This is a genomic window from Vibrio sp. Vb1574 (genome assembly GCF_033338675.1).
Genome location: NZ_JAWOTC010000010.1, coordinates 56,786 through 82,341, shown reverse-complemented (window position 1 = coordinate 82,341; position 25,556 = coordinate 56,786). Strand labels below are relative to the sequence as shown.

The following is a 25,556-nucleotide window of genomic DNA, read 5'->3' as shown; positions in this document are numbered from 1 at the left end:
CTAGAAAACAAAAGTTTCGAGAGGCAATCTGACTGGCTTAGGCACCTATCTCACGTTGAGCGCGTGCTCAATGAATGAGAAAGAGTAGAGTAAAGAGGTCTCATGAATCAGGTAATATCTATCGGCCCACAGGAGTCGTTCCTCGTCGCAATTTGCGTGTTGTTTTTAGGGCAGTTCATCAATACCAAGTTACCAACCTTAAAAAAATTTAATATTCCAGAGCCAATTGTTGGTGGTCTAGTGGTCGCTTGCGTCATCACGATGATGCACTTAAACGGTGTGGATGTTTCCTTTGATTTACCACTGCAAAACGTCTTTATGCTGATGTTTTTTGCAACCGTTGGCTTAGCGGCAAATTACACCCAACTGATTAAAGGCGGTGCGAAGGTTTTCATCTTCCTAGTTGTGGCATCGGTCTACATTCTTATCCAAAATGCGGTCGGCGTGTCCTTAGCAACAGCGTTGGGGTTAGATCCACTCATGGGGTTGATCGCCGGATCCATTACGCTTTCTGGCGGACATGGAACTGGAGCTGCGTGGTCGCAAACTTTTCAAGAAATGTATGGTTTGCATAATGTTCTAGAGGTGGCAATGGCTTCTGCTACATTTGGCTTGGTGATGGGAGGGATTATTGGCAGCCCTGTTGCACAAAAGCTACTAAACAAACACAACTTGGAATCGGAATACGGACGCACCAATCAAAGTCATCAGAGTTTCCCTGAACTGGTGACGTACAACGAACATGAGGAAGATCGTGTCACAGCGAAAAGAGTCGTTGAAAGCTTGTCCATCATTCTACTTTGCGTGACAGGCGCGAAGTATCTCGAGAGTTGGGTAAGCAGTTTTGACATCAAGTGGTTAATGATTCCCGATTTTGTTTATGCGCTGTTTATTGGTGTTGTTATCACTAACATCATGGAAGTGACGAAGGCGCGCAAGGTTGATTTAGAAACCGTTGATATTCTTGGCACGGTTGCACTATCTCTATTTCTTGCCATGGCCTTGATGAGTTTGAAATTGTGGAATATTTTCGATCTTGCGATCCCATTCCTTATTATTCTTGCTATTCAGTCGGCAGTGTTGGCGATGTTCACTTACTACGTAACATTCCGAATGATGGGAAGCAACTACGATGCGGCGGTGATCGCTAGCGGACACTGCGGTTTTGGATTAGGTGCTACACCGACTGCGGTCATGAATATGGGCTCCATCGTGAGTCGATATGGTCCATCACCACAAGCATTTATGGTGGTTCCAATTGTCGGTGCATTCTTCATCGACATTGTGAATTTAGTGATTTTGCAAGGATGCATCGCTTTTATTCGATAACATTCGCTTTTTTACCGAAATAACAAAGCCAGCACCTATACGCTGGCTTTGCTATTTGTAACACGAAATCTTGTTTGCCTGACTTCAAGCCGTGAAATCAATGCGTTACTATGACGACATAGTGTTCAATTTTGCAGCAGCATGAGGTACCCACATGTCTGAAAAAATATCGACGTCGGCATTAGCGAAAATGCGCAAGGTAGAAGCTAAGCTGCTGTTTGCCGATCTCAAACGTGCAGGCTACATCGTTCGCCAAGATGAAAAGTGGATTTTGACCGAAGAAGGGGCAAAGTTTGGCGGTGAGTATGTGGATCACCCTAAATTTGGCCAGTTCATCGTCTGGCCGGCCAACTTACATATTGAGCTGACTCCCAGCTCAGGGAAAACATTGAGCGCGACACAACTGGGTGAAAAGCTGAAATTGAATGCGAAGCGCATGAACCAGCTTTTGAGTGAACTGGGTTGGTTGACCAAATCCGAAGAGGGATGGAGTGTCACAGAAGCTGGTGTGCGCGCTGGTGGGCAGCAAAGAACCGATAAAGAAACACAAAATACCTTTGTCGTATGGCACGATGTGGTGCTGCGTAACAAGCGTCTTAAGCAGTCTGTCATTGAGTTTTTAGGGCAAGACGCGGAGTCACATTCTACGGATAAATCGTACTCAAGCTTTCGCCAAAAATTTGAAGCCAAGCACCGAACATTAGATGGGCATTACGTGCGCTCTAAGGGTGAGTTGCTCATTGACAACTGGCTGTACTTGGCTGGTGTAGTGCACGCTTATGAGCGTCAGTTGCCGATTGACCAAGATGTCACTAGCGATTTTTACTTACCAGGCGGTAAAGTCTATTTGCAATTTTGGGGAAGTGACGATGGGGAGATGGCTCAGGCCGACCGTGAGACCATTCGTACTGTTTATGAGCAGCATCATTTCAACCTTATCGAAGTCGAACCGAGTGAACTAGACAAGTTGGATGAAGTGCTTCCTAAGCGTCTTCGTCAGTTTGGTATTAAAGCTTATTGACGACTTAAGCCCGCTGTTCAGATAAGAAAAAACCCGTGTTCAACACGGGTTTTGTATTTTTAGTGTATTTCTAGGCTGCCATCCTATGAGTTAAAAGCCTTTGATGTTTTCTGCTTCTAGCTCAGAGAAGTACTTCACTGTCTTCACTTTCAGTTCTTGTTGAGCTGGTTCGTCGCATACGATCACCGCTTTAGGGTGAAGCTGAAGTGCAGAAACTGTCCATAGATGGTTTACACAACCTTCCACGGCTGCTTCAAGTGCCTGAGCTTTGTTATGACCAGTGACCAAGATCATCACTTCTTCTGAGTCTAGAAGCGTACCAACACCGATAGTCAGCGCGTATTTAGGCACTTGGTTGATATCGCCGTCAAAGAAGCGAGAGTTCGCAATGCGAGTGTCTTCAGTGAGGGTCTTGATGCGAGTACGAGAAGAAAGAGATGACGCTGGCTCGTTGAACGCGATGTGACCGTCGTTACCCACGCCGCCCATGAACAGGTTGATCTTGCCGTAAGACTTAATTTTGTCTTCGTAACGCTTACATTCTGCGTCGTGATCGTCTGTGTTACCGTTCAGTAGGTTGATATTTTCTTCTTGAATATCAATGTGATTAAAGAAGTTGTTGTACATGAATGAGCGGTAAGATTCTGGGTGATCCGCAGGGATGCCAATGTACTCATCCATGTTAAAAGTCACGACGTTTTTGAAGCTGACTTCGCCGGCTTGGTAAAGCTCGATTAGGGCTTTGTAGGTTGCTAGAGGAGTGCCACCAGTTGGTAGACCCAGAACGAATGGACGCTCAGCAGTAGGTTTAAAGTCGTTGATACGCTTAGCGATATGCGCAGCTGCCCACTTACCTACTTGTGCTGCTCGAGTTAACGGGATAAGTCTCATTTTGTGCCCCTAGTTATTGGAATTGACGATGTACTGAAACATTAATTCGCATTATAAAATAAGTAATGGCGAACTGCTATTGTTTTAGGTCAAAATTTTGCTTTTTCTTTAACCAATGTTGGTTTTGTCGACGATTTTTATATCTAAATGCTTTTATAAGACGATTTTTTACAAAGAAATTGCATTATGAAACTGACGAATCAATAGATAAAATTTATGATCTAAATTAAGTTCTGCCTTCGCACTTAACCTTGTTTTTTAACAACCTACAGAGTGCGAAATCGCACACGAACTTCAAATATTATGGGTTAGATATGGCATGGCGCTCATTCTTTAACCATAATTGAAATGTGTAAACCAGTGAGGAATTCGGTATGAAAAATGAGTTAGATCCGAGCAAAGTACTACAGGCTTACGAATGTGTGATGAACAACGGTACACCAACCGAATTTGGTAAAATGTATGAAGGTGTAGAAGCGTTTTCTGACTACGATGGGTACAACGTTTTCTTGAGAGGGAATGGTGTTGAGCTAAAAATTGGCTTCCACAACACCTATCACTTGGAATATGACCAAGAGCATTTGAAAGAGAGCTTTCTGAAAAAGATTGCGACGCTCGCCAAGTAAACGGTCATCACCCAAATATTAAAAAAGCCCTTGGGAGAATGCCCCCTTGGGCTTTAGGAGAAGAAATGAGCTTGTCTTGCTCGCTCAGTAAAGTCAAACGAGCTTTCGCCTACTGCTAGAAAAAGGCGAGAACTAGGTTATTGGTTATTAATCGTCTTCAACCAAACTCTCTTCAATGTATTCTTCTGTGGCGTCAGGCTTGTTACGACCATTTAGCGTATGGAAGCGCTTGCGACCACGAGCAAGTTGGGTGTACTTTAGCCACGTACGCTCAAGTTTTGTTTTTGCTTTGCCCGGGTTTTCTAACACCTTGATGAAGTGTTTCTCTTCGCTGTTTTCAGGTGTTAATTCGCCTGACTCTAAGCCAAGCATTGTATCCCCATAAATTGTTAGGATTTCCTCTTCTGAAAGAGTAAAATCGCCAGACTTTGCAAAGCCGCGTGGGAATTTTACGTTATCGTAAAAACGTTTTTTGCCATGACGGAATTCAGTGTCAGACATGTCAACAGCCTCTGTAACCGTTATTGATGAATGTAGTGAACTTACGGCGAAAATTAGGCTTAAATCTAACAAAAGAAAAACAAAACTTTTTTGTCGTCATGATTTTAATTAGTTGTTAATCTGGTTTTATATTAACCAGGAGATGGTTTATGGATGTAAAAGTCTTTCGAACATTTTTAGAGCTGGCAAGAGTTCGTCACTTCGGACGTGCTGCTGAGAACCTTTATATTACCCAAGCCGCTGTGAGCGCACGTATCAAACAATTGGAAAGTTACTTCGATACGCAATTGTTTATTCGTGATCGAAATAACATAAAGTTGACCTCTGCAGGTGAGCGCTTAATCAGCTATGCCGAGGTAATGGTCACTACATTGCAACAAGCCAAGCTAGAATTATCGCTTGAAGATGGCAAAGCGCTGCAACTAACGTTAGGTGGCACGCCAAACATTTGGGACGCTTATTTACAGAATTGTTTAAGTGTCGTCACAGATTCGTTTGGTGGTTATGGCTTCATGGCAGAAGTGATGGGACGTGAGATGCTCAGTCGTAGCTTGCTAGAGCGCACGTTAGATATGGCATTTGCGTTTGATCAGATCAAAGCTGATGAGCTTAACTGTAAAAAAGTGGCGGATGTTGTTCTCGTTCTGGTATCAACTGAGAAAGATTCTTTAGACACCGTTTTCGAAAACAAATATGTGTACGTTGACTGGGGGACGCGTTTCTCCTCAGAGCATTCTGAGCGTCACCCTAAGATTCCAGCTCCATATTTACGCACTTCAACAGCGCGTATCGCATTGGACTTTATTTTAGAGAAGGGTGGAGCCGCGTACTTACCAATCTCTCTCGTGGAGCCATTTATCGCTAATGGGCAGCTTCACAAGGTGTCTGGAGTAGAAGATTGGTGTCGCCCTATCTATTTGAGCTATCGTAAAGCTAGCTCGTCTGTAGACGCGATTAAGCAAGTGGAAGAAATTGTCAAAGAGATCGATCCACTGACCGCTTACAGTTTTCAGCAAATTGGTTCTGGCACTTCCGACGAATAGCGTTGAATGCAAAGCCAGAAAAACGAAAAAGCCGCCTTGAGAAATTAAGGCGGCTTTGTTTTTATCTCGATGAATCGATAGTTATGGTAAGTCAAACAACAGGGCTGTTGTGCTTTCGTTTGATGTATTGCGCAAAACAACCTTACTTTGGTGTTCAATCTTCGCGCCGTCGCCAGCCGTCAAAGTGGTATTGTCGACACTAAGGCTGCCTGTCACTTGATGGATGAATAGATTTCGGCCCGACTCAATCTCAAAGTTTAGTTCGCTACTTGGCTCAAGAATTAACTGATGCAAAGTCGCATCTTGCTTAATAAGTAGCGTGCCGTTTTCTCCAGTTGGAGTAGCGATAGTCGTTAACCCAGGATTGCGACCAAAATCTTTTTGCTGATAACCTGGTTTGGTTCCAAATGTGTTCGGTTGAATCCAAATCTGTAGAAACCGCAGCGTATCTTGGTTCGACGCATTGTACTCACTGTGGTAAATCCCTTTCCCTGCCGACATGAGTTGGAATTCACCTGCAGGTAGTGTTTTGACGTTACCTTCACTGTCTTTGTGTGCGATAACACCTTCCAACACATAGCTGATGATCTCCATATCACGGTGGCCATGTGTATCAAAACCCGCGCCAGGCTTGACTACATCGTCATTAATGACTCTCAGCTCAGAAAAGCCCATATGTTGAGGATCGTAGTAGCTACCAAAAGAAAACGTATGTTTGCTATCAAGCCAGCCAAAGTTTGCTCGACCTCGGTCTGCTGCATGTCTTACCGTAATCATAAGGCCTCCTTAAGAGAGCTTTTTGTTTAAAAAGTTATCTAACGCTGCTTTACCTGCGCCAGAGAACGCCAGAGAAACGCTCGCTGCCAGTAATGCCAAGCCAAACTCGTAACCGTTGTTTGCCATGAACAGGCCATTCTCAAAGTGGACAGAGAATATCGCTACCACCATCGTGAACGCCAAAGCAACCGCTGCTGGTCGAGTTAGCAGACCAAGTAAAATGAACAAGCCGCCAAAGAACTCTGCGCTGCCCGCAAGTAACGCCATGAGTACGCCAGGACCTAAACCGATAGATGCCATCCACTGACCTGTGCCTTCTAGGCCGTAGCCACCAAACCAGCCAAACAGTTTTTGTGCGCCGTGCGCCATAAAGATAATGCCGATTGGAACGCGAAGTGATAGTGCGCTGTAACCTGCGTTTGACGTGGTAATTTTCTGTAATAGTGCTTTCATGATTCTGTCCTCTGACTCTTTTCAATGAGTGGGAAGCGTGTGCTCCCGTGCTGTTGAGAACAGTTTAGGTAGAGGCGAACATAAAAATAACGGGAGGATTTTGATAAACTCGTTCTAAAAAATCGAATGAGAGGTTTTTGTTATTTTAAATCAATATCTTGAAATGTTTTTTGGGTTTTAATTTGCCGATTATTGTCTGTTTTAAATCAAGGTCTGTCATTATTTTCGATAAACATTTTTTCTGTTAAACAAAAAAAGAGCACATGTACTGTGCTCTATTGCTTTCGCTTTTAACAAGGGAGAAAGGTGCGTTAAAGAAAACCGTCAGAGGTTCATTAAGCTCTCTAATGACTCCTCTACATTGTTGTAGTGATAAGTTCGAATATTACGTCCATCCGTCGCATTAATCTGAATTTCTGAGATCTCGTTATCTGAGTCTCGTTCGATGATTCCAATAGAATGATCTACGGATTTACTGGTAATAACCTTTTGGTTTCTTAATACAATTACGCAAGTATGTAAGTCCATGCCAATTCCCTTTAGCCGACGTTGTTGTGATGTTCTGGATCTAACTTTAGTGTACAAAAGCGCTAATGCCAATAAATCTCAATATTGAGTTCCGAAAATGGCTAATTATGGGCGCTTAAGCAAGCTACAATAACACTATATTGAACGATGCCTATGAACAATAAATGACAAAAGGCATGAGCAAGGAAAGCACTATGTTTATTCACCCCCATACCTCACTGACCTTTGAGCAGTGTCACAAGGCGCGAGTCGCGCGAGACAGTCGTTTTGATGGGCGATTTTATGTGGCGGTAAAAACAACGGGAATCTTTTGTCGTCCGATTTGCCCGGCAAATTTGCCTAAAGAAGAAAATGTTGAGTATTTCGCTGATAAGACGCAAGCCCTTCAAGCAGGGTACCGTCCGTGTTTACGCTGTCGACCTGATAGCGCTCCTGGATCTTGGGCATGGAAAGGTGTCGAGACGACCTTTCAACGAGCGATTTCGTTAATTGATAGAGGGGAGTTGCATCACCATTCGGTGTCTGAGTTGGCTGAGCGTGTTGGGATTTCTGACCGTTACTTACGTATGTTATTTGAGCAGTATCTAGGTATGTCACCCAAGCAGTATGCGCAATATCAGCAACTAATGTTTGCCAAACAGTTGCTTCACTTCAGCTCTATGTCGGTCACCGACGTGGGGTTTGCGTCCGGTTTTAACAGTACGCGCCGCTTCAACGATGCTTTTCAAAAGTTTCTCAAACTAACGCCTTCTCAAGTACGCCGTAAAGAGTTTGATGGTGCGGGTTGCAATCGAATTGCCTTACCTTATCGAGGTGAGTTGAATTGGTCGCACATGTTGGACTTCTATCGTTTGCGAGCGGTTGAGGGGGTTGAGCTGGTGAGGGATGAGAGTTATCAGCGCAACGTTTTTTTGGATAACAGCAAAGCCTGGTTTAAAGCGACAAAAGGTGAAGGATACTTAGAACTGGCGTTTGAAATTGAAGACGTAACGAAGCTGCAAAACTTGGTGTCTGACATTCGTCGTATGTTCGATCTTGACACTGATATTTGTACTGTTGAGCAGCATTTGGAGTATGTCGCGCCTGGGCTCGTGTCGAGTAAAGGTATTCGTATTCCTGGTGTATGGAATGCATGGGAAGCAGGGGTTAGAGCGATTTTAGGCCAGCAGGTGTCGGTTAAAGCGGCGATTGGTCAACTTAACTTATTGGTGGCCACACTTAGTGGAGAGTCAGAAAAACGTTTTTTCCCGACTCCCAGTGATATTGCAAACGCCGACGTGAGCTTTTTGCGCATGCCGCAAAGCCGTAAAGAGACGCTAGTGCGCTTCGCCCAGTTTATGCAGGACAACTCAGAAGCTGACCCCCAGCAGTGGCTAACTTTGAAAGGCATTGGACCTTGGACCGTCAGTTATGCTCAACTGCGAGGGCAATCTCAACCCGATTGCTTTTTAGATAAAGACTTAGTGGTGAAAAAGGCGATGCAGCGTTACCCATCACTGAATACGCACACTGCGGCCCCTTGGGGAAGCTACGCGACGTTTCACTTATGGAATCAATCATGAAAACATTTTATACCGAAATGCCGAGTCCACTAGGAACGGTGACTATCCAATCGAACGCTGAGGGCTTACTTGGCATTTGGTTTGAAACATGCACCACTAAGCCGAGTGAGCTGGGAGTGCGAGACGAGCAGCATCCGGTCTTGCGCCAAGCTGTCACCCAACTGGATGAATACTTTGCTGGTCTGCGCAACGAATTCGATTTGCCCCTTGCAGCGACAGGCACTGATTTTCAAAATCAAGTTTGGCAGGCACTAACGACCATTCCATATGGGGAAACGTGGAGCTATCAAGATCTCGCGAATGCGATAGGTAACCCTAAAGCTGTGCGTGCTGTTGGGTTAGCAAACGGGAAGAATCCGATTTCTATCGTGGTGCCTTGTCATCGCGTTATTGGCAAAAGCGGAAAACTGACTGGGTATGCAGGTGGAGTGGAGCGCAAGCAACGTTTGCTCGCGTTGGAGCAAGGTACACCGCTTTAAGTGAGGCGATTCTCGTATTGGGATTAAGCGTGCTACACAGGGGTAACGATAGTGTAGAGTTTCATAATCGTTATACGAATAGAAGAAGGACAATAAGGACATGCCTTTCAAAACGGATTTTGATGCCTTCATGAGTGAGTGTTGGCAGCATCACGAGGAAAATCCCGAACAAGTTTATGCTCAGCTAGAAACGGCTCTGAGCGAGGTGGAAGACGTTACCCAAATCGAGCGAATATTCGCATTGATGCTGCATACCGCTATTGGGCATCTCCAGTGCCCAGAACAGTTTCTTACTTGTTTAGAGCACTTTGATGAACGCAAGGTTGCCGAGAGTTTTGCATTTCAACGCAGTATTGCCGTTGCGCGCTATTTCGTAGATGGCACTGACAATATGGAATTATTGGAAGAGCAAGAACAACGCCGAGTTTACGCTTTGATTTCGAATGAACTTTCTGCACTTGTTCAGCTTGAACTGGCGAGTCAATGGTTGGTGAAGGCAGCGTTAGGAACGACGCCGAACGATGCAGAAGGGCCATTAGCGCGCGCTATCGCGATCACTGCGAACAACTTAGCATGTCAGTACGAAGCGCTGGCTGAGCGCACGTGCATGGAAAAATCGAAGATGTTAGAAGCAGCGACACTCGCGCTAGACTATTGGAAAGTGGCAGGGGGTTGGATGCAAGAAGAGCGCGCAGAGTATCGCTTAGCGATGAGCTTGCTTAAAGCGGATAAACCGCAAGAAGCCAAAGTGCATGCTGAGCGCTGTGAGGCTATTTGTCAGCAAAATGGTAGCGACGCGTTTGAGCTGTTCCACGCACATGACTTGTTGATGCAAGTACACTTCCATCTTAGTCAGAAATATAAAGCTAAATTGGATGAAGAGATGCAGCAGCACTGCAAAACGAGCTCGTTGACGTGATCTTAGCGTTGAATGAAAAAAGCCCCGAGTGACTGGCTGGGGGCTTTAGGGTTGTTGACTATGCAGCGATGATTATGCTGCTTGCGCTTTTGCTTGGTATCGTCCTGGTTTATGGTTCATCGCCAAAATCAAGTTCGTTGCGATGGCACCTAGAACAGATAGAGCGATAAGGTGCACATCTACAATGAACAGTGACATCACCACGATGGCACAATCTAACGCCATTTGAACTTTACCCGCTCGAACTCCAAAACGTTCCTGAAGGTACAACGCTAGAATGTTAAAGCCACCCAAACTCATTTTGTGACGGAAAATTACCAACATACCGATTCCAATCAGCCCACCACCCAAAAGTGCCGCATAGAAAGGTTCGATTCGTGAAATCTCAATCACATGATGCAGATGATCGACCGCAAAAGAGACAATCGAAACCGCAATAAAGGTATTGATAGTGAAGCGCCAACCCATGCGCATCACAGATAAAATATAAAAAGGGAGGTTAAGAGCGAAAAATATCTGACCAAAACTGAAGTCACTCACTTTGGTTAGGAAGATCGCCAAGCCAGCCGTACCGCCAGTGAGCAATCCTACTTTGCTAAAAAATATCACTCCAAGTGACACTAACGCACTGCCGAGCGTCAGAGCCAAGAGGTTCTCTCTTAGGCTATGATCTTTGTCCATAAATTAATTTCCTTGGTTTAAAAAACGCGCCGGAGATAACACGTCTCACGGACGCGATAGACAGTCGCCAAAATAGCAACTAACAAATCGGCAAATAAAATGTCGCGAAAAGTGATGGATGTCGAGTTTTTGGACGAGATTATGATGATATTAACCTGTTTAACATAATGTACACAGATAGAAAAACAACAAGGAAAAGTTATGATTAAGAAAGTTGGCAACACCCAAATCAACACATTACATCGACTGAGTTGTCACTGTGGAAAAGTTGAGTTGGAACTGGCGTTACCCAATGGTATTGAGAAACCGAGACGGTGTGACTGTTCTATGTGTCGACGTCGTGGCGCGATTGTCGCATCTGTACCTTTGAACGGTATTCGTATTGTGCAAGGCGAAGACGTCTTGAAGCAGTATCAATTTAATACACACACTGCGAAGCACTTTTTCTGTGGCGAGTGCGGTATTTATACGCACCATCAGCGTCGTTCTGACCCGAGTGAGTATGGCTATAATGTCGGCTGCTTAGAGGGCGTCAACCCATATGAGTTGGGAGCGATTGAAGTGATGGATGGCGTTAACCATCCATCCGACCGCTAGGTTGTGTTGCAAGTTAAGTACCTGATTGTCGGTGCTTTTAAGTAAATAAACCGCTATTCATCCACAAGTGTACCGCAATACTGGCGGCATAACCCAAGGCGATGACGGGAGCCCACTTTAAGTGGCCAAAGAAGGTGTATTGCCCACGCGCGGCTCCCATTAAAGCGACGCCTGCCGCGGATCCGATGGAAAGCAAACTGCCCCCGACACCTGCGGTTAATGTGACCAGTAGCCAGTTGCCCATCGACATGTTTGGTTCCATAGTCAGTACAGCAAACATAACCGGAATGTTATCGACGATTGCAGATAGGACACCAACCATTACGTTTGCCCAGACTGGGTTCCATTGCGTGTACATGACGTTTGAAACCAGTTCGAGGTAGCCAAGTAAACTTAAACCGCCAACACACATCACAACACCATAGAAGAACAACAAGGTGTCCCATTCGGCTCGAGACACACGATGAAACACATCAAACGGAACCACTGAGCCTAAGCGCTTCAATGCCTGATCATCGCCATTGGCAATTGCCATAGCTGCTTTTTTTGCGAGTGAGTGTTTGAGAGTTTGGCGCAAAAAATATCCGAAAAACTGTAAGTACGCCAAGCCCATCATCATGCCCATAACGGGTGGGAAGTGCAGCACAGCATGGAAAGAGACTGCGGTGGCAATCGTCAAAATGAACAACGCGACAATACGCCTTGCCCCGCGTTTTAGCTCAACGTGTTGGTGAATCGTATTCGGTTTTGTGTTTGGAACAAAAAGTGACATCAAAAATGCGGGAACCAAGTAGTTCACCAATGACGGTACAAACAACGGAGTGAACTCAGCAAAGCTGACATGACCGGCCTGCCACACCATCAGGGTTGTAATATCACCAAATGGGCTGAATGCACCGCCAGCATTGGCTGCGATAACAATGTTGATACAAGCAAGATTGACGAACTTAGGATTATCACCAGAGACTTTCATCACTACAGCGCACATCAAAAGGGCCGTAGTTAAGTTATCGGCAATCGGTGAAATGACAAAAGCGAGAAACCCCGTCAGCCAGAACAACTTTTTGAATCCAAAACCTTTACCAACCATCCACGCCTGTAAGGCATCGAAGAGTTTGCGTTCTTCCATTGCGTTGATGTAGGTCATCGCCACGAGCAAAAACAGCAGCAACTCGGCATATTCCAACAAGTTATGTTCTAGTGCGGATTTGGCGATTTCAGGCTGGTTGTGCTGAGCAAAGGTGTAGCCAATCAGAATCCAAATTAACCCTGCAGCGAGCAGCACTGGCTTGGATTTTCTCATTTTCAGATACTCTTCCAACATAACCAGTATGTAAGCGATCGAAAAGATAATCAGAGCCGCGTAACCGACACCAGAATTAACAAGGTTCAGTTCATTGGTTGATGCAGCAAAGGTGGCGCTAGATAACAACAAACAGCAGAAAGCCACAATTGGATAGATTGGCATAGACATTTCTCCTTTGTCTGGTTGGAGAAATATTAGCCACAAATGAATGAGTTAGTTGTGAGAGAGCTCGAATTAACAGTAGGAGTTAGGAAATGATAGTGTGCGCCACTATTTTCTGAGTGACGCAATGCTTGCTGCGCCGAATAAAACCGCAGCGGCATATAAACCGTAAGTTAACCAGTGACTAATCTCTAAAAAAGGAACGAGTCCTTGACCTGCCCACATACAGCCTCCGTTTAATGAGCAATGTTGTAATAGTCGAGCCAATTTAAAGGAAATGAACAATGTTTTTTGTGAGTGAAAGCAAATTCTGAAGGATTAGAAAGTCAAAAATTGGTCAGTGAGAGAGAAATCTCATTTTTAACTGGCTAGCTCTAACCCTTTTGAGTTAAAGCTAGCTATATCTAGAGCTGAATGCATTTAGCGTAGGAGCCATTTTTTCAACGGTGAAGCGTCGATTGCTTTCACAAGCAGTATGGTTGCAACAATCGTTGCAGGATAAATAAACACATCTTTCGCGAGGTGTTGCAGCCCGATAAATCCAGCGACATTCATCATGACAATTATGATAAGCAGATGGCTAACATATATCCCTAACACGCTAGGAGATAGTTTGAAGACCCAAGGCATGCCGCCAAAATGAGGGTGAGCCAAAAGCCACATAAAGACACCTACAGCCCAGATAACGGTACCGAATAGGAAGTCGTGCGAGTTGAAAGCGATGTCATGTTGCATCAGCCAGTAAGCTTCACCAAAATGCAGTGCCATGCCAAGAATAATGCATCGAACCGTATTGTTTCGCGACCACCGCCACCGCGCTTCTCGTGCGAAATAACCCAGAACAACTAGCAACGTGCTGAAAAAAGGCCCATTACGAGTAAAGAAAGGCGCTGGCAGGTCGGTAATGGTCGCGTAACTGCCAGCAAAGACCCCGTATATGTATAGCAATACTGCAGTTGGCAGTATCAGTTGCACCATATTGATATGCACGAGAAAGGCAATTAACGCTACGGCAATGACCAGAGCCGGAATAAACCACAGATGAACGAGTCCGCCTTCGATGAGTGAATTGATCGGGGTTGACATTAAGTACCCCCAATAACCTTGCCTTTCTGCGAGATACCCTGCCTCAGCGACCGTCTGCCATTGGAATGGCATCAGTAAACTGATCATGCTCCAAATGAGCCAAACCTTCATTAACGGTTTGGCGTAGTTCTTAAGAGTATCGATAGGTGAATGACTCAACTTCGGCTGGATTAGATAACCCGAGATGAGAAAGAACAGCGGAACAGCAAAACGAGCCAGTTGGTTGAGCATATAGCCAACCCATGGTATCCCATCCCACTGCCAGTACGTCAGTGCCATCTGGCAATGCAAACCCACAATCGCAAGCATTGCAATGATACGTGCAAACTCTAAGCTGGCTATTTTTTGTTTCTTTGCCATTACATTGTTTACCTAAATAAAAAACTTAGGTGAAAATAGCAGGTTGTTGTTGAAGTAATACGTGAAAAAGTCAACAGACTTGCGCTTACATTGAAGCTGTTTCGAAAATTAAGACTTACTTCAAACTTCTTAATTATTAACCTATTAACGCAATCAATACCTGATTCGTGAGTCGAAAATAGTACTGAATAATGGTTAGACCAGTTAACTCGAGATTGCAAAAAAGAACGATCGTGCTAAAAATAAGATTATGCAAAAAGGAAAAGTGACAAAAGAGTTTATTCTGCAGCGGGCTTTTGAGATCGCCAGCGAAGACGGATTAGAAAGTCTTACGATTGGAGAGTTAGCCAAGCAATGCGGTATGTCGAAAAGTGGTCTGTTTGCCCACTTTAATTCGAAGTTGAATTTACAGCTATCGGTGCTTGATCACGCCAATAAAGTGTTCGCTGATCGGGTTATTGAGCCTGCTCGAGAACTCGGGGATGGCAATATCGAGCGTAAAATTCGAGGGTTGCTCGACTCTTGGATGACTTGGAATCACGCATTCCAAGGAAGTTGTATGTTTCTTGACGCTTGGAATGATACGGCAGATAAAGATTGCCCGCTTCAGGCCGGACTGCGTAAATCCATAGACACTTGGCTGAGCTATTTGGAGATCCAAATAACGAAAGGCAAAGAGAAGCAAGAATTTGCAGCAGACTTAGATACACGCCAAGCAACGTTTGATTTGTACGGTCTCTATTTGAGTGCGCATGTTTTTTACTCAATTAAAGGTGAGCAAGAAAGCTTGCGTCTGTTTTGGCAAGGGATCGACAACTTATTTTCTCGCTGGAAAGGCTAATATCGGTTATTCGCTTCCCAGATTCGTAGACATAAAATCACAAAGAGCGGCTGAGTTCGCTCTTTCTTATCAGCGTAAAAAGCACGACCGTTCTATTTGTGCAAAGCTGATAGTTAAGGACATGATTATGAGTGAAAAAATTTACTTTAATACATCGCAACGTTTCAGTATTAAGCGCAGTTTGGTGAACATTAGTACTCGGTTACACCATACACTGGCCCCGTCACATGCAAAGAAGACCGCGCGCAAGCTTCTTCTGACACCTGCTCGTACGCAACCTAAAAATATTGAGCCTCAAGGGCTTATCAAAGGTGAAATTAAAGGGCATGCAGGCATCATCAAAACCTATACTTTGGGCTCTGGACCTATTTGGGTGCTAACTCATGGTTGGTCTGGAACGGCAAGTCAGTTTTATCCACTGATGGAACATATTGCGTCGAAAGGGTTTACTGCTTTGGCGTACGATCATCCGGCACATGGTGAGAGTGAGGGGCAGTATGGGCACATTCCGGGGTTTGTCAGAGGATTAGAAGATGTGTTGGATACGGTCGAGGATATTGTTGGCCTAGTTGGGCACAGCATGGGCACCGCTTCTGCTCTTGAGTGTAGGCACAGTAAATTAGAAAACAAGCCTTTGCTGCTTATTGCTCCGGTATTAAATTACGTAGAGAACTTATTCGGTAGCATTGCGCGTTCCGGTTACTCGATGAAGCTTTTTAATGCTGTGGTTTCAGAAGTTGAAGACCAATTTGGTTATCCGTTACAGTCCATTGATCCGATGAAGCGTTTGTCTGAGCGTCCGTCTCACACCATTATTATTCATGATGAGCAAGACAAGTTCACCAAATACAGTGTCTCGGCAAAAGCGGCTGAAGAGATTAAAAACGTTGAGTTAGTGACAACACAAGGTCAGGGGCATGGTCGAGTGATGAAGTGTGAGCAAGTCTTCAGTAGTTTTGACCGTTTGCTCGATAGTGCTTGGTAACCCTTACTTTTACTGATTGACTCGCTCCGTTTTGCGCTAATTCGATTTGAAAGTAACACCTCAGATTTTTTCGTCTCTGGTGTTGCTCTCCTCGTTAAGAGGTTAAATCCAAAAAGGACAGCCGAAGCTGTCCTTTGTTTATTTAGCAGAAAGTCTGCAAGGCTGAAGTTAGTTACAGTTAGCTACGCCAACTTCTTTCCAAACGCCCCATTCGCCAGATTGGCTAGGATCGTCACCCTGAGTCCACCATTTCGCTTCCCACGTTTTACCTGCGTGAGTCACTTGGTTACCACCTGTGTACACTGCGCTCGCATCCCATGCGTTGTCACAATTACCAGGGTTCGGATCGGTTGTGTGCTGTGCAACAACCACTGTCGCGCTTGCCGATGAAGACGCTTTACCGTCGCTCACACTTACAGTGAAGCTTAAGCTTGTGTCTTGCGGGTATTCCGCAGCAGTGAACGTGACTTTGGAGCCTTCAACCGTTGCATTCAGACCTTGAGGTAGAGTCCAGTTGAATGTCAGGGTATCGTTGTCTGCATCGCTAGACGCAGATGCATCTACAACCACAACGTCACCAGCGTTTGCTGTTGCTGGAGCAACAACTTGCGCTATTGGTGCGCTGTTCACTGGGTCAACAACACCTGCTGGTTTCACTGTTACTACAACGAGGTCAGATGCCGTTGCACCTTCGTTATCAGACACCGTCAGCTTGAAAGTTAATTGCTCTTCAACAGTAACTTCTGCTGCATCAAAGCTTGCTTTCGCTGAGTTTGCACCTGTTAGTGCCACTGCTGTGCCAGATACTTGTTCCCAAGCGTAGCTTACGATGGTGCCGTCAGAGTCTTTTGACAGGCTGCCATCTAGAACCACATTTGCAGGACCTGTTACCGATTGATCTGCGCCAGCGGCTGCGGTTGGCTTACGGTTTGGTTGAGGAACCACACCACCAGCCATACCTTCGTGCATCGCGTTTAGAATGTCACCGTTATCCGCGTCAATTTCCCAAGAGAATAGACCAGCAAGACCAAGAGACTTCGCGTAGCTACCTTTTGCTAGCACTGAACGGTGGTCATCAAATGTGATCAACTCACCCGTTGTACGGTTCCATACCCATGGTGCTTCTGCTTGTGCATCGTAGCCGTACTCGAAGCCGTTAATGCCAGTGTTGTTTGCACCTAACATGAATGACTTAATGCCTTTGTAGTCAATTACGCCATCTTCCCAAACACCTTGCGCTGTGCTGCCCTTCAGTTTACCTGTAGCAGTACCTGTCATTGGGTCGTTTGGATCTGTGAGTGTATCTGGAGTTACGCCTTCCCAGCCACGACCGTACATTGCTGTACCAAGTACTAGCTTGTTTGCAGGAACGCCTTGAGCAAGAAGAAGTTGGATGCCGTTATCTGCTGTGTAAGCAGGACCTTTGTACGGTTCGCCGTTCTCATCAACGCCACTACCGTCACACTGACCAGGACGCATGAATGAACCACAGTAAAGCGCAGTCTGGTGACCAGGAACGTTGTTCCAACCGCCGTAGAAGTCGTAAGTCATTGCGAAGATGTAATCCATGTACTGCACCGCATCTGCGTAGTCTACGTCTTCAATCTTGTCGTAACCGACACCGATAGCGGACGTTAGCTCGTAAGTACGGCCTGTCTCAGCTTCTAATTCATCAAGCATTACGCGCAGTTCACGCATCAGTGCGATGTATGCTGGGCCATCGTTTACAGGGTCGCCCTTATCGGCTGCTGCACCGCCGCCGCCAGGGAATTCCCAGTCGATATCAACACCGTCGTAGAATTTCCAAGTTTTCAGGAACTTCTTAACTGATGCGACGAATGTGTCTCGGTTTTTCTTGTCCACGAAATCGAAGAATGGGTCAGACAGTGTCCAACCACCGATCGATGGGATGATTTTTAGATCAGGGTTACGTTGTTTCAATGCCATTAGCATTGCGTAGTTACCCTTGATAGGCGTGCTGTATTCATGACCAGCTTGTGGGAAGCTCTTCTGATAAGCAGCCCAAGGGTCATGGATAACGACTTCATAATCAGGCACACCTGTACAAGCAGTTTGTAGCGCATTGAAACTGTTGCCGCCAACAGACTTCACAGACTCATTTGGGCCACAAATTGGGATAAAACCGTAAAGGATGTGAGTCAAGTTGTCGACCGGCATATTATCGACGGTGTAGTCACGGCCATAGATGCCCCATTCAACAAAATACGTACCCATCACGACGCTTGGATCGGTATTGTAGGTTTTGTTGTTTGGATCAACATTCATCGTTAGTGGCTTCAGGTGAGAACCATCGGTATCTGCAATCGTGATTTCAGCTGGTGCGCTTTTCGCACAACCTGTCGCATCACATGCTTCGATTTCCATTTGGTATAAGCCACCTTGGCCGTATTCAAACGAAGCTGTCGTTTGGCTACCAGTGATAGGGCCGCTTGCTACTTTTACACCATCAAAATAGACGTTGTAAGTGTCACCAGGTGTGCCACTCCACTGGTTAAATTTAACAGTGATCTTCGCTTGCTCATGGTATTTCACCATGTCGTAGTAGCCTGACGTGGTTTCCATCGCGAGTTCAATTTTAGAAAACTGAAGGTTGTTGGAACCGTACATATCGATACTTGGTGCGGTTGGAGCCGCAACTGCCGCACCTGATAGCGCTAAAGCAACTCCAGCTGCACATAGGTTAAATCGAATCATAACTTCTCTCTCAATCCTTGGATTCATGTTCTACCTAGAACATAGGCTGCTCTTGCACCAGATAAGATGATTGGATTTACTCCACGTGCAAAAGCATCACACTCAGCATTTCAGAGAGTTTTTTTTCGTCAAAAAAAATTAAGACGGTTTTCGAGGCACTTGAGAGAACTTAACTAAAACTCGCACTCTGTTACACAGAAAGTGTCAGACTGAGTCAATAATTTATAAAATCTCAGCAGAAACTAAAATTATTGTTTACTCAGTAACGAGTTAGTTAAATGCGATGAAGGCCTTATTTTGTTGTTTATTAAGGTTTTGTTTCATTGATATAGAAAGAGAATTGAAAGGAAAAATAGCCGTGAAGACGTATTAGTCACGGCTGAAGTGTTCACTCAACGCGGCGCGACGTTTAGAGGCTGCGCCGGTTTCTGAGCCCTGAACGGTATGCTCAAATCCTTTACGAATGAATCGCTGATCTGGAATAAGAGGCTCAATACGGCGTATTTGAGGTGAAAGATGAGAGCCCGAGATCTGATACGCGGTCTTTCCTAATCCGGTATTCAACGTGATGACCTTGCCATCGAATTCAAATTCCGTCGTAATAAGTCGATGGTTTCGGTATACCCCATCTTCAGTGAAAACGAGACGTTCTGTTTGGTAGGGTGGCGCGCCAATCTCAATCCATTCGCCGTACACCTTTTCCGGATCAATGTGGTCTTGATAGGAGAGGTGGATTTGATAGCCAAAAAACGTCAACAGACCCATCCCGAAGCAGACAAATGTACTCTTGAGGATTTTGGATTGGTGGCGAGCCAAAAATGAAAGTTTTGGTTCTTGTCGTGCTTTTCGCCTTCGGCGAGTCGAGTCCGTCATAGATCTAATTTTCTCCACTTTTTTAACATGGTGGAAACCTTCCTTTTTAAAAACAAACAATCCCGCCATTGAGACGACGAAACTATGATCTAATGTCCACTTTTACATTCAGATACACATCTTATTGATGGTTTTGTTGTTTGCTCACATTCATTACTTCGCAGTTTTTCTTGCTCGGTTTAGGTCGCCTGATTAATCCTCGCGAAAAGAGGTTCTCGCTCAGTAGCAAAGGATGTGCGTTACTACGTTGAGTTTAATGGCTTTCAAAGCTTGAGTAACGGAAAGAAACAAGGTAAAAAAGAGCGGACTTTTGATAAGGAAACCAATAATGAATATTAAGGAAAATAGCTATTTTGCTGGTAGTGTAAAATCACTAGGCTTTAACCAGAAAGATCAGGATGTTAGCGTTGGTGTGATGCTTCCTGGTGAGTACACGTTTGGTACTCAAGCACCAGAGCGTATGACGGTTGTAAAAGGTGCGCTTGTGGTCAAGCGTGTTGGCGAGAGCGATTGGACGACTTATCAAAGTGGTGAGTTTTTTGAAGTGGAAGGTAATTCTTCATTTGAGCTTCAAGTGAAAGAAGCGACTGCGTATTTATGTGAGTACTTCTAGCGTTCATTTGTTGCTCGTCATAAAACCACCTTCGGGTGGTTTTTTCGTCTATGTGCTTCACTTATAACGCATCTTTTTGGTTATTTGGGTATATACTTAATAAAAATGTACCCATCGACCAGGGAGGAAGTGATGGCAGTACAACGCAAGCATTCTGATCTCCCTCCTCGTTACGAGGACAAAGATCTCACCAATGAGCAAAGACAGCGCTTTACCGAAGTTGCCAATGCCGCTCATAAGAGACGTGAATTTTATCGACGTGCTCTAGGAAAGAGCTTAATGGGCAAAATGAAGGGCCGTGCGTTTAAAGATCACCCCACTCGTCAGCAAGACAAGCCGAACAGAACGTTGCAAGTAGTGTGGTTAATCGTATTCCTCGTTGTGGGGCTTTGGGTGATGCATGTGTTCGCTTAGTCATTAGCAAGCTTCTGGTACCGCTGGTGCATCAGATGTTGACTGTTCTTCCGTATTGCAGTGCTCATAAAAGGCGTACTGGTTTTTACCAGTATGTTTAGCTGCGTACATTGCTTTATCTGCACATCGAGTCAATTCAGACAAATCCTTTGCATCTTGCTTATAGATAGCAGCACCTACACTCATCGTTAACTCGTTAATCATATCGTAGCTTCGGTAACCTGTCGGAAACAGATTCACGATCCGTTTTAGGATGCTGTCGAGGTCATCTTTACTTTTTACATCGTAAAGCATGATTACAAACTCGTCGCCCGCAAATCGAGCGATGGAGTAGTCATGTTTATCGGTTTTTCTGTCTTTGTTGCGAATGTTATTTTTTAATCGAGTGGCGAAGGCTTGAAGTACTTGGTCACCAATATCGTGCCCGTAGGTGTCGTTGATGTGCTTGAAGTTATCGATATCGAGAAAGACCAATGCGGTGATGCTGTCATCAGATGAGTGCTTGATTTCATCGAGCTTTGCGCGCGCCCAAGTCTCAAAGCTCCAGCGATTGGCAAGCCCAGTGAGCTGGTCAAAATATGCTAACTCCTCAATCCCCTCACGATACAGTGTTTGAATGTAATTGAGGACTTTCGTGTAGTAATACGAGAACGTGTGACACACAAACGCGGTCGCTATCAGGGTCAGCATCAATCTCCGCTCTATGATTTCTGTGGCTGTTGGCAGTCGATCTAAAAAAGCGACCCCAAAAAAGATCAGTAAAATGTAGGTGCCACTGAACAACAGACCGACCTTAAACTCATTAATTAATACCAGAGTGGCGACAATAGGATATAGCCATAGCATCTTGCCTGACGGAGCGTCGTTATACAGAAGTAACAATAACCCTTCGAACATTAAGACAGCACTTAGCCATAAGTCGGCGTATTGATGGTGCCGCTGGACTTTTATTACATAACTGATTGCTAAGCATGCCAAGGCACACAAAGCATGGAAAAAGCTTAAACCCCAGTTATTCTCAAGTGATTGAGCAATGAAACCATAAGTTAAACAGGCAGCGGCGATACTGGAGCATAAAAAGACAATTTTCTTTTTTCTTGTTGAACGGATGTCCGCCATTTCTTCTAAGCGCGCCCCAGCCAATGTCGACATTACGTATCCTTGCTTAATTAACGTGTACGCTTATTCTAGGCGGTATTTTCGCGATAAATAGAACAACAAAGTTTCCAAATGTGATATCAGTCATTTTTAGTGCAAAGCCATCAGTGTGATTTGGTGCGAGTGTTCAAAGAGGAATGGTGGCGCATGCAGGTTTTCATGACGGTTCTTCATAGCTCTATATGGTTGGACTGATAACTCAAAGTAATGTATCTAGTTAGACGCATTTATATTGATTATCCTAATTCTGTTCGGTGCTCGTTGATTGAGAGTATTGTTCACCAATCTCTGCTCTACGTATCGTCAAGGCATATGTCGTTTCGAAAATGCATTAGAAATATTTTTCCGAAACAGGGCGAAATATTGTTGTCGTTATGACCAATATGCGACTAGAATCCGCGCTAAATCACAACCTCATATCGAGCTTCGTTCGAGTCACTATTTTTAAACTGCTTCACAAAATTGTGAGGCAGTTTTTAGTTGTAGGAAAGGTTACAAGCATGCCTAAAAGCCAAAACATCAACCAACGAATGTCCATCGTGGCATTAGCTTGGCCAATTCTTGTCGAAATTTTGCTACGGACGGCTTTAGGAACCAGTGACGTGTTCATGCTGAGTGGCTACTCAGACAAAGCCGTATCCGCTGTTGGTGTGATCACGCAGATTACCTTCTTTTTAATCATCGTTTCGACGTTTGTCAGTAGCGGTACGGGGATTTTGATTGCCCAATACAATGGCGCTGGACGCGAGCAAGAGTCAGTGAGCGTTGGTGTTGCGAGTATTGCGTTGTCTGTGCTCGTCGGTGTGCTATTGAGTGTGATTGCCGTGCTTGGTGCGATATATCTACTCCCGTATTACGGCTTGGAAGCGCAAGTTGAGCAGTACGCTCATGAATATCTGCTGATAAGCGGTGCGATGACGTTTAACGTTACGATTGGCGTTGTTTTTACAACTATTCTGCGTAGTCATGGTTATTCACGTTCCCCAATGGTGGTGAATTTGATCTCGGGTGTGTTCAACATCATTGGTAACTATATTGCGCTTTACCAGCCATTCGGTTTACCTGTGTATGGTGTGCAAGGCGTGGCAATAGCAACCGTCGTCAGCCAAGTCATCGGTACGTTAATGTTATGGTTTATTCTCGCTCGCAGTAGCATTGAACTACCAATGTCGACTATGAAACAAGTACCGGCAGAGATTTACAAAAAAATCTTAAAAATCGGCGGTATGAACGCGGGTGAAGTGCTGTCTTACAACGTGGCGCAAATCTGCATTGTGTACTTTGTGGTGCAAATGGGGACGGCATCGTTAGCGGCTTTCACTTATGCGCAAAACATTGCCCGTTTCTCGTTTGCTTTCGCGCTGGCAATTGGTCAGGCTGCGCAAATTCAGACCGGTTACTACATCGGTAAAGGTTGGGTGAGTAGCATTTTAAAACGCGTACAAATCTACTTCTTAGTGGGGTTTGTGGCATCAACGGCGGCAACCACACTGATTTACCTGTTTAGAGAAGAGATTCTGCGCGTATTTACCGATCAACCAGAGATACTCGCATTGGCAGGTTCGTTAGTCATGGGCTCAATTTTGCTCGAGGCCGGACGTGTGTTTAACCTGATTTTTATCGCGGGGCTCAAAGGCGCGGGTGACATCAAGTTCCCAGTGCAAATGGGGATTTTGAGTATGTGGGGACTAGGCGTGCTTTTCTCTTACATCTTTGGCATCCACTTGGGTTATGGCGTTTTAGGGGCTTGGATGGCAATCGCTCTCGATGAATGGGTACGTGGTATCATCATGGCAAGACGTTGGCGCTCTCAGGTGTGGACCAAGTTTAAGGTGAGCTAACGGTTTTCGGTATCGCGCATCACGCTTATTCTGTTGTTAGAAAACAAAAAAAGGCACTGATAGTCAGTGCCTTTTTGTTATTTAAAATCGGGAAGACGTTAGAATTCGCACTCAGCTTGGAACACCATACGCTCTTTGCTGTATGGATGATCCAGCTCTAGCATCTCAGCATGCAGGTGTAAGCGATTCGATTTTTCGCCGTATAAACCATCACCAACCATCGGCATGTTTAACCCCATGTGATGAGCACTGTGTACACGTAGTTGGTGAGTTCGCCCGGTTTTCGGATACATGTATACCTTGCTGCGTCCATCTTTGACTTCAATCAGTTGCCAGTAGGTTTCTGCATGTTTCCCGTGTTCAAAACACACCAGTTGACGTGGGCGGTCGTCTGGGTCACCACGCATTGGCAGTGAAATTTCCCCTTCAGGCTCGTTTAATACGCCTTCGAGCAGTGCCATATAACGTTTTTGTACGCCGCGAGCCATAAACTGTTTTTGCAGACTTTTGTTCGCGCGCTTAGTTAAGGCAAACACCAAAATGCCAGAGGTCGCCATGTCGAGACGATGAATCACAAACGGCCCTTCCACATCAGGGTACATCGCTTGTAGGCGCGTATAAGCAGAGTCCTTGATAGTTTTACCAGGCACTGAAAGTAAGCCCGAGGGCTTGTTGACGACGACCATAGCGTCGTCTTGGTAGATTATCTCTAGTTCTTTGTCTTCTGCCCAATTCTCCGCCAATGGATTAGGTTCGACATCCAGCCCTTGCATCATATGGCCCAAAATCGGCTGACATTTGCTGTTGCACGATGGGTAGAATTTTTTGTGTTGGCGAACTTCAGACTTTGGCGACACACCCCACCAAAATTCTGCCAGCGCCAGCGGTTTGAATCCGTGTTTAAACGCGTATTGAAGCAGTTTTGGCGCAGCACATTCCCCCGCACCTGCTGGTGGAACTGGGTTTGTGGTGTCCGCAAAAATGTCCACCAAGTCGCGTGTTTTGCCATGGTTGTTTAGAAAGCGGTATTGTTTATGCAATTTGTGCTGCAAAGCGTTGGAGAGCGTTTTGCGCTGCTCTTTCAGGTGAGCAAGTTGCTGCTCTAACTCAGCCAAGCGCGCTTCTTTGATTGCAAGCTTTTCATCCCACGCTTGCTTTAAGTATTTGAGAACGTTTTTCTCGGCGACACTTTGCTTACCCAACTCATCCAATAAGATTTTGAGGTCATCGGCATTGAGTGTTTGCTCGCCCTGTTGACGCTGTCGTTTGCGTGCGGCGCGGCCGTCAATCATCACTTGGCGCTGTGTTTGCTCTTCTTGTTGATAAGCGGCTCGGTCGGCTTGTATTTGCGCTTTAAGATCTGCCAATTCCGGATTCGCGGCACAGGTTTTGTACTCCGCATTGGCGGCGTTGATGGCATCCGTTTCTGCGCGGAAGAAACCTTCATCGGTCAGCATGTCATACACAGGAGGGACAAACCCTGGAATCAAGTTTTGGTCAGCAATTTTGCCAGAAAACGCACTTAAAAATCCGAGTTCGCCTTGAGGGTTTTCTACCAGCACTACGCCAAACATTTTGCCTCGCCCCGTTTCTTCATTAACCAAACCAAAATCGTGTTCGAAGTCGGTTTGCGCTAATAAGTGCTGTTGCAATTGCTTTGCGGCCATAACGCAAAGAGGATGCGGCGTGTAGTAGAACGGAAACGTAAACTGCGTTGGCAATTCATAGCCAGAAATATCAGCAGTAAAACGAGTAAAACAATGTTCAGGCGAGTGCATGGTGGGTATCCGCGCGA

Annotated in this window: 25 protein-coding genes; 13 read left to right on the top strand and 12 right to left on the bottom strand. The window is 45.2% G+C overall.

All coding sequences use genetic code 11. The features are described from left to right. Positions 1-102 precede the first annotated feature (102 nt). Both gltS and R7O12_RS09735 read left to right on the top strand, forming a co-directional pair. Positions 103-1,329, top strand: coding sequence for a sodium/glutamate symporter (gene gltS / locus R7O12_RS09740; RefSeq protein ID WP_318125780.1), 1,227 nt, complete (start codon positions 103-105; stop codon positions 1,327-1,329). Positions 1,330-1,483: 154 nt separating this feature from the next. Then, complete coding sequence (locus tag R7O12_RS09735) at positions 1,484-2,350, top strand: glycerol kinase (protein WP_191116169.1); 867 nt, start codon at positions 1,484-1,486, stop codon at positions 2,348-2,350. Positions 2,351-2,440: 90 nt separating this feature from the next. Here the strand turns inward: R7O12_RS09735 and nagB are convergent, their stop codons facing one another. Next, positions 2,441-3,241, bottom strand: coding sequence for a glucosamine-6-phosphate deaminase (gene nagB / locus R7O12_RS09730; protein ID WP_005374441.1), 801 nt, complete (start codon positions 3,239-3,241; stop codon positions 2,441-2,443). 374 nt (positions 3,242-3,615) lie between these two features. Here nagB and R7O12_RS09725 point away from each other — a divergent pair, with 374 nt between their 5' ends. Then, entirely contained in the window at positions 3,616-3,867 is a 252-nt protein-coding gene (locus R7O12_RS09725) for a DUF3081 domain-containing protein (protein WP_005374440.1), read from the top strand. 147 nt (positions 3,868-4,014) lie between these two features. Here the strand turns inward: R7O12_RS09725 and R7O12_RS09720 are convergent, their stop codons facing one another. After that, entirely contained in the window at positions 4,015-4,368 is a 354-nt protein-coding gene (locus R7O12_RS09720) for a DUF413 domain-containing protein (protein ID WP_005374439.1), read from the bottom strand. A 149-nt stretch (positions 4,369-4,517) separates the two neighbouring features. Here R7O12_RS09720 and R7O12_RS09715 point away from each other — a divergent pair, with 149 nt between their 5' ends. Further along, positions 4,518-5,411: a LysR family transcriptional regulator gene (locus R7O12_RS09715; RefSeq protein WP_005374436.1), complete on the top strand. Its 894-nt coding sequence runs from the start codon at positions 4,518-4,520 to the stop codon at positions 5,409-5,411. A gap of 81 nt (positions 5,412-5,492) precedes the next feature. Here R7O12_RS09715 and R7O12_RS09710 read toward each other — a convergent pair whose 3' ends face one another. From R7O12_RS09710 to R7O12_RS09700, 3 genes are all read right to left on the bottom strand, one after another. Next, a complete protein-coding gene (locus tag R7O12_RS09710) occupies positions 5,493-6,188 on the bottom strand; it encodes a pirin family protein (RefSeq protein WP_005383228.1) in 696 nt (231 codons plus the stop codon). Between the two features lie 9 nt (positions 6,189-6,197). Then, positions 6,198-6,641 (bottom strand): DoxX family protein, encoded by a 444-nt coding sequence (locus R7O12_RS09705; RefSeq protein WP_005374434.1) that lies wholly within the window; start codon positions 6,639-6,641, stop codon positions 6,198-6,200. Between the two features lie 324 nt (positions 6,642-6,965). Continuing rightward, positions 6,966-7,169: a hypothetical protein gene (locus R7O12_RS09700; protein WP_017633816.1), complete on the bottom strand. Its 204-nt coding sequence runs from the start codon at positions 7,167-7,169 to the stop codon at positions 6,966-6,968. Between the two features lie 194 nt (positions 7,170-7,363). Here R7O12_RS09700 and R7O12_RS09695 point away from each other — a divergent pair, with 194 nt between their 5' ends. From R7O12_RS09695 to R7O12_RS09685, 3 genes are all read left to right on the top strand, one after another. Next, on the top strand, positions 7,364-8,731 hold the full coding sequence (locus R7O12_RS09695) for an Ada metal-binding domain-containing protein (RefSeq protein WP_193837824.1): 1,368 nt from the start codon (positions 7,364-7,366) through the stop codon (positions 8,729-8,731). Next, positions 8,728-9,210, top strand: a complete 483-nt coding sequence (locus R7O12_RS09690) for a methylated-DNA--[protein]-cysteine S-methyltransferase (RefSeq protein ID WP_005374431.1) — start codon at positions 8,728-8,730, stop codon at positions 9,208-9,210. Before R7O12_RS09695 ends, R7O12_RS09690 begins: the two co-directional genes overlap by 4 nt. Positions 9,211-9,310: 100 nt before the next feature. Beyond that, positions 9,311-10,129, top strand: a complete 819-nt coding sequence (locus R7O12_RS09685) for a hypothetical protein (protein WP_053350106.1) — start codon at positions 9,311-9,313, stop codon at positions 10,127-10,129. Between the two features lie 72 nt (positions 10,130-10,201). On the opposite strand, the gene R7O12_RS09680 is transcribed toward R7O12_RS09685, so the two are convergent. Beyond that, the gene (locus tag R7O12_RS09680) at positions 10,202-10,810 is read right to left on the bottom strand and encodes a YitT family protein (protein ID WP_005374427.1); all 609 of its coding nucleotides are present in this window, start codon (positions 10,808-10,810) and stop codon (positions 10,202-10,204) included. Between the two features lie 201 nt (positions 10,811-11,011). Between R7O12_RS09680 and R7O12_RS09675 the strand changes: the two genes are divergently transcribed. Beyond that, positions 11,012-11,407, top strand: a complete 396-nt coding sequence (locus R7O12_RS09675) for a GFA family protein (RefSeq protein ID WP_017821038.1) — start codon at positions 11,012-11,014, stop codon at positions 11,405-11,407. A gap of 37 nt (positions 11,408-11,444) precedes the next feature. Here R7O12_RS09675 and nhaD read toward each other — a convergent pair whose 3' ends face one another. Beyond that, a complete protein-coding gene (nhaD, locus tag R7O12_RS09670) occupies positions 11,445-12,875 on the bottom strand; it encodes a sodium:proton antiporter NhaD (protein WP_065275582.1) in 1,431 nt (476 codons plus the stop codon). Between the two features lie 420 nt (positions 12,876-13,295). Then, the gene (locus R7O12_RS09665; protein ID WP_318125779.1) at positions 13,296-14,321 is read right to left on the bottom strand and encodes an acyltransferase; all 1,026 of its coding nucleotides are present in this window, start codon (positions 14,319-14,321) and stop codon (positions 13,296-13,298) included. Between the two features lie 250 nt (positions 14,322-14,571). Here R7O12_RS09665 and R7O12_RS09660 point away from each other — a divergent pair, with 250 nt between their 5' ends. Continuing rightward, entirely contained in the window at positions 14,572-15,162 is a 591-nt protein-coding gene (locus R7O12_RS09660; protein ID WP_047102492.1) for a TetR/AcrR family transcriptional regulator, read from the top strand. A 127-nt stretch (positions 15,163-15,289) separates the two neighbouring features. After that, on the top strand, positions 15,290-16,147 hold the full coding sequence (locus R7O12_RS09655; protein ID WP_017633823.1) for an alpha/beta hydrolase: 858 nt from the start codon (positions 15,290-15,292) through the stop codon (positions 16,145-16,147). Between the two features lie 168 nt (positions 16,148-16,315). On the opposite strand, the gene R7O12_RS09650 is transcribed toward R7O12_RS09655, so the two are convergent. Both R7O12_RS09650 and R7O12_RS09645 read right to left on the bottom strand, forming a co-directional pair. After that, positions 16,316-18,862 carry a glycosyl hydrolase family 18 protein gene (locus tag R7O12_RS09650; protein ID WP_318125778.1) on the bottom strand — a complete coding sequence of 849 codons (2,547 nt, stop codon included), beginning with the start codon at positions 18,860-18,862 and terminating at the stop codon, positions 16,316-16,318. 369 nt (positions 18,863-19,231) lie between these two features. Further along, positions 19,232-19,735 (bottom strand): DUF2850 domain-containing protein, encoded by a 504-nt coding sequence (locus R7O12_RS09645; RefSeq protein ID WP_005374408.1) that lies wholly within the window; start codon positions 19,733-19,735, stop codon positions 19,232-19,234. A 328-nt stretch (positions 19,736-20,063) separates the two neighbouring features. Here R7O12_RS09645 and R7O12_RS09640 point away from each other — a divergent pair, with 328 nt between their 5' ends. Next, the gene (locus R7O12_RS09640; RefSeq protein WP_005383244.1) at positions 20,064-20,348 is read left to right on the top strand and encodes a pyrimidine/purine nucleoside phosphorylase; all 285 of its coding nucleotides are present in this window, start codon (positions 20,064-20,066) and stop codon (positions 20,346-20,348) included. A 132-nt stretch (positions 20,349-20,480) separates the two neighbouring features. After that, the gene (locus R7O12_RS09635) at positions 20,481-20,762 is read left to right on the top strand and encodes a hypothetical protein (RefSeq protein ID WP_005374405.1); all 282 of its coding nucleotides are present in this window, start codon (positions 20,481-20,483) and stop codon (positions 20,760-20,762) included. Positions 20,763-20,765: 3 nt separating this feature from the next. Here the strand turns inward: R7O12_RS09635 and R7O12_RS09630 are convergent, their stop codons facing one another. Beyond that, positions 20,766-21,914, bottom strand: a complete 1,149-nt coding sequence (locus R7O12_RS09630; RefSeq protein WP_054700526.1) for a GGDEF domain-containing protein — start codon at positions 21,912-21,914, stop codon at positions 20,766-20,768. 506 nt (positions 21,915-22,420) lie between these two features. Between R7O12_RS09630 and R7O12_RS09625 the strand changes: the two genes are divergently transcribed. Next, positions 22,421-23,761 (top strand): MATE family efflux transporter, encoded by a 1,341-nt coding sequence (locus R7O12_RS09625; protein WP_025768746.1) that lies wholly within the window; start codon positions 22,421-22,423, stop codon positions 23,759-23,761. A gap of 98 nt (positions 23,762-23,859) precedes the next feature. Here the strand turns inward: R7O12_RS09625 and R7O12_RS09620 are convergent, their stop codons facing one another. After that, positions 23,860-25,539 (bottom strand): RluA family pseudouridine synthase, encoded by a 1,680-nt coding sequence (locus R7O12_RS09620; RefSeq protein WP_318125777.1) that lies wholly within the window; start codon positions 25,537-25,539, stop codon positions 23,860-23,862. Positions 25,540-25,556: the final 17 nt, after the last annotated feature.

What these genes read in the sequence shown, in the direction of transcription:
- gltS (WP_318125780.1), top strand. Translation starts at nt 103, where the DNA reads ATGAATCAGGTAATATCTATCGGCCCACAGGAGTCGTTCCTCGTCGCA.
- R7O12_RS09735 (WP_191116169.1), top strand. Translation starts at nt 1,484, where the DNA reads ATGTCTGAAAAAATATCGACGTCGGCATTAGCGAAAATGCGCAAGGTA.
- nagB (WP_005374441.1), bottom strand. Translation starts at nt 3,241, where the DNA reads ATGAGACTTATCCCGTTAACTCGAGCAGCACAAGTAGGTAAGTGGGCA.
- R7O12_RS09725 (WP_005374440.1), top strand. Translation starts at nt 3,616, where the DNA reads ATGAAAAATGAGTTAGATCCGAGCAAAGTACTACAGGCTTACGAATGT.
- R7O12_RS09720 (WP_005374439.1), bottom strand. Translation starts at nt 4,368, where the DNA reads ATGTCTGACACTGAATTCCGTCATGGCAAAAAACGTTTTTACGATAAC.
- R7O12_RS09715 (WP_005374436.1), top strand. Translation starts at nt 4,518, where the DNA reads ATGGATGTAAAAGTCTTTCGAACATTTTTAGAGCTGGCAAGAGTTCGT.
- R7O12_RS09710 (WP_005383228.1), bottom strand. Translation starts at nt 6,188, where the DNA reads ATGATTACGGTAAGACATGCAGCAGACCGAGGTCGAGCAAACTTTGGC.
- R7O12_RS09705 (WP_005374434.1), bottom strand. Translation starts at nt 6,641, where the DNA reads ATGAAAGCACTATTACAGAAAATTACCACGTCAAACGCAGGTTACAGC.
- R7O12_RS09700 (WP_017633816.1), bottom strand. Translation starts at nt 7,169, where the DNA reads ATGGACTTACATACTTGCGTAATTGTATTAAGAAACCAAAAGGTTATT.
- R7O12_RS09695 (WP_193837824.1), top strand. Translation starts at nt 7,364, where the DNA reads ATGTTTATTCACCCCCATACCTCACTGACCTTTGAGCAGTGTCACAAG.
- R7O12_RS09690 (WP_005374431.1), top strand. Translation starts at nt 8,728, where the DNA reads ATGAAAACATTTTATACCGAAATGCCGAGTCCACTAGGAACGGTGACT.
- R7O12_RS09685 (WP_053350106.1), top strand. Translation starts at nt 9,311, where the DNA reads ATGCCTTTCAAAACGGATTTTGATGCCTTCATGAGTGAGTGTTGGCAG.
- R7O12_RS09680 (WP_005374427.1), bottom strand. Translation starts at nt 10,810, where the DNA reads ATGGACAAAGATCATAGCCTAAGAGAGAACCTCTTGGCTCTGACGCTC.
- R7O12_RS09675 (WP_017821038.1), top strand. Translation starts at nt 11,012, where the DNA reads ATGATTAAGAAAGTTGGCAACACCCAAATCAACACATTACATCGACTG.
- nhaD (WP_065275582.1), bottom strand. Translation starts at nt 12,875, where the DNA reads ATGCCAATCTATCCAATTGTGGCTTTCTGCTGTTTGTTGTTATCTAGC.
- R7O12_RS09665 (WP_318125779.1), bottom strand. Translation starts at nt 14,321, where the DNA reads ATGGCAAAGAAACAAAAAATAGCCAGCTTAGAGTTTGCACGTATCATT.
- R7O12_RS09660 (WP_047102492.1), top strand. Translation starts at nt 14,572, where the DNA reads ATGCAAAAAGGAAAAGTGACAAAAGAGTTTATTCTGCAGCGGGCTTTT.
- R7O12_RS09655 (WP_017633823.1), top strand. Translation starts at nt 15,290, where the DNA reads ATGAGTGAAAAAATTTACTTTAATACATCGCAACGTTTCAGTATTAAG.
- R7O12_RS09650 (WP_318125778.1), bottom strand. Translation starts at nt 18,862, where the DNA reads ATGATTCGATTTAACCTATGTGCAGCTGGAGTTGCTTTAGCGCTATCA.
- R7O12_RS09645 (WP_005374408.1), bottom strand. Translation starts at nt 19,735, where the DNA reads ATGACGGACTCGACTCGCCGAAGGCGAAAAGCACGACAAGAACCAAAA.
- R7O12_RS09640 (WP_005383244.1), top strand. Translation starts at nt 20,064, where the DNA reads ATGAATATTAAGGAAAATAGCTATTTTGCTGGTAGTGTAAAATCACTA.
- R7O12_RS09635 (WP_005374405.1), top strand. Translation starts at nt 20,481, where the DNA reads ATGGCAGTACAACGCAAGCATTCTGATCTCCCTCCTCGTTACGAGGAC.
- R7O12_RS09630 (WP_054700526.1), bottom strand. Translation starts at nt 21,914, where the DNA reads ATGTCGACATTGGCTGGGGCGCGCTTAGAAGAAATGGCGGACATCCGT.
- R7O12_RS09625 (WP_025768746.1), top strand. Translation starts at nt 22,421, where the DNA reads ATGCCTAAAAGCCAAAACATCAACCAACGAATGTCCATCGTGGCATTA.
- R7O12_RS09620 (WP_318125777.1), bottom strand. Translation starts at nt 25,539, where the DNA reads ATGCACTCGCCTGAACATTGTTTTACTCGTTTTACTGCTGATATTTCT.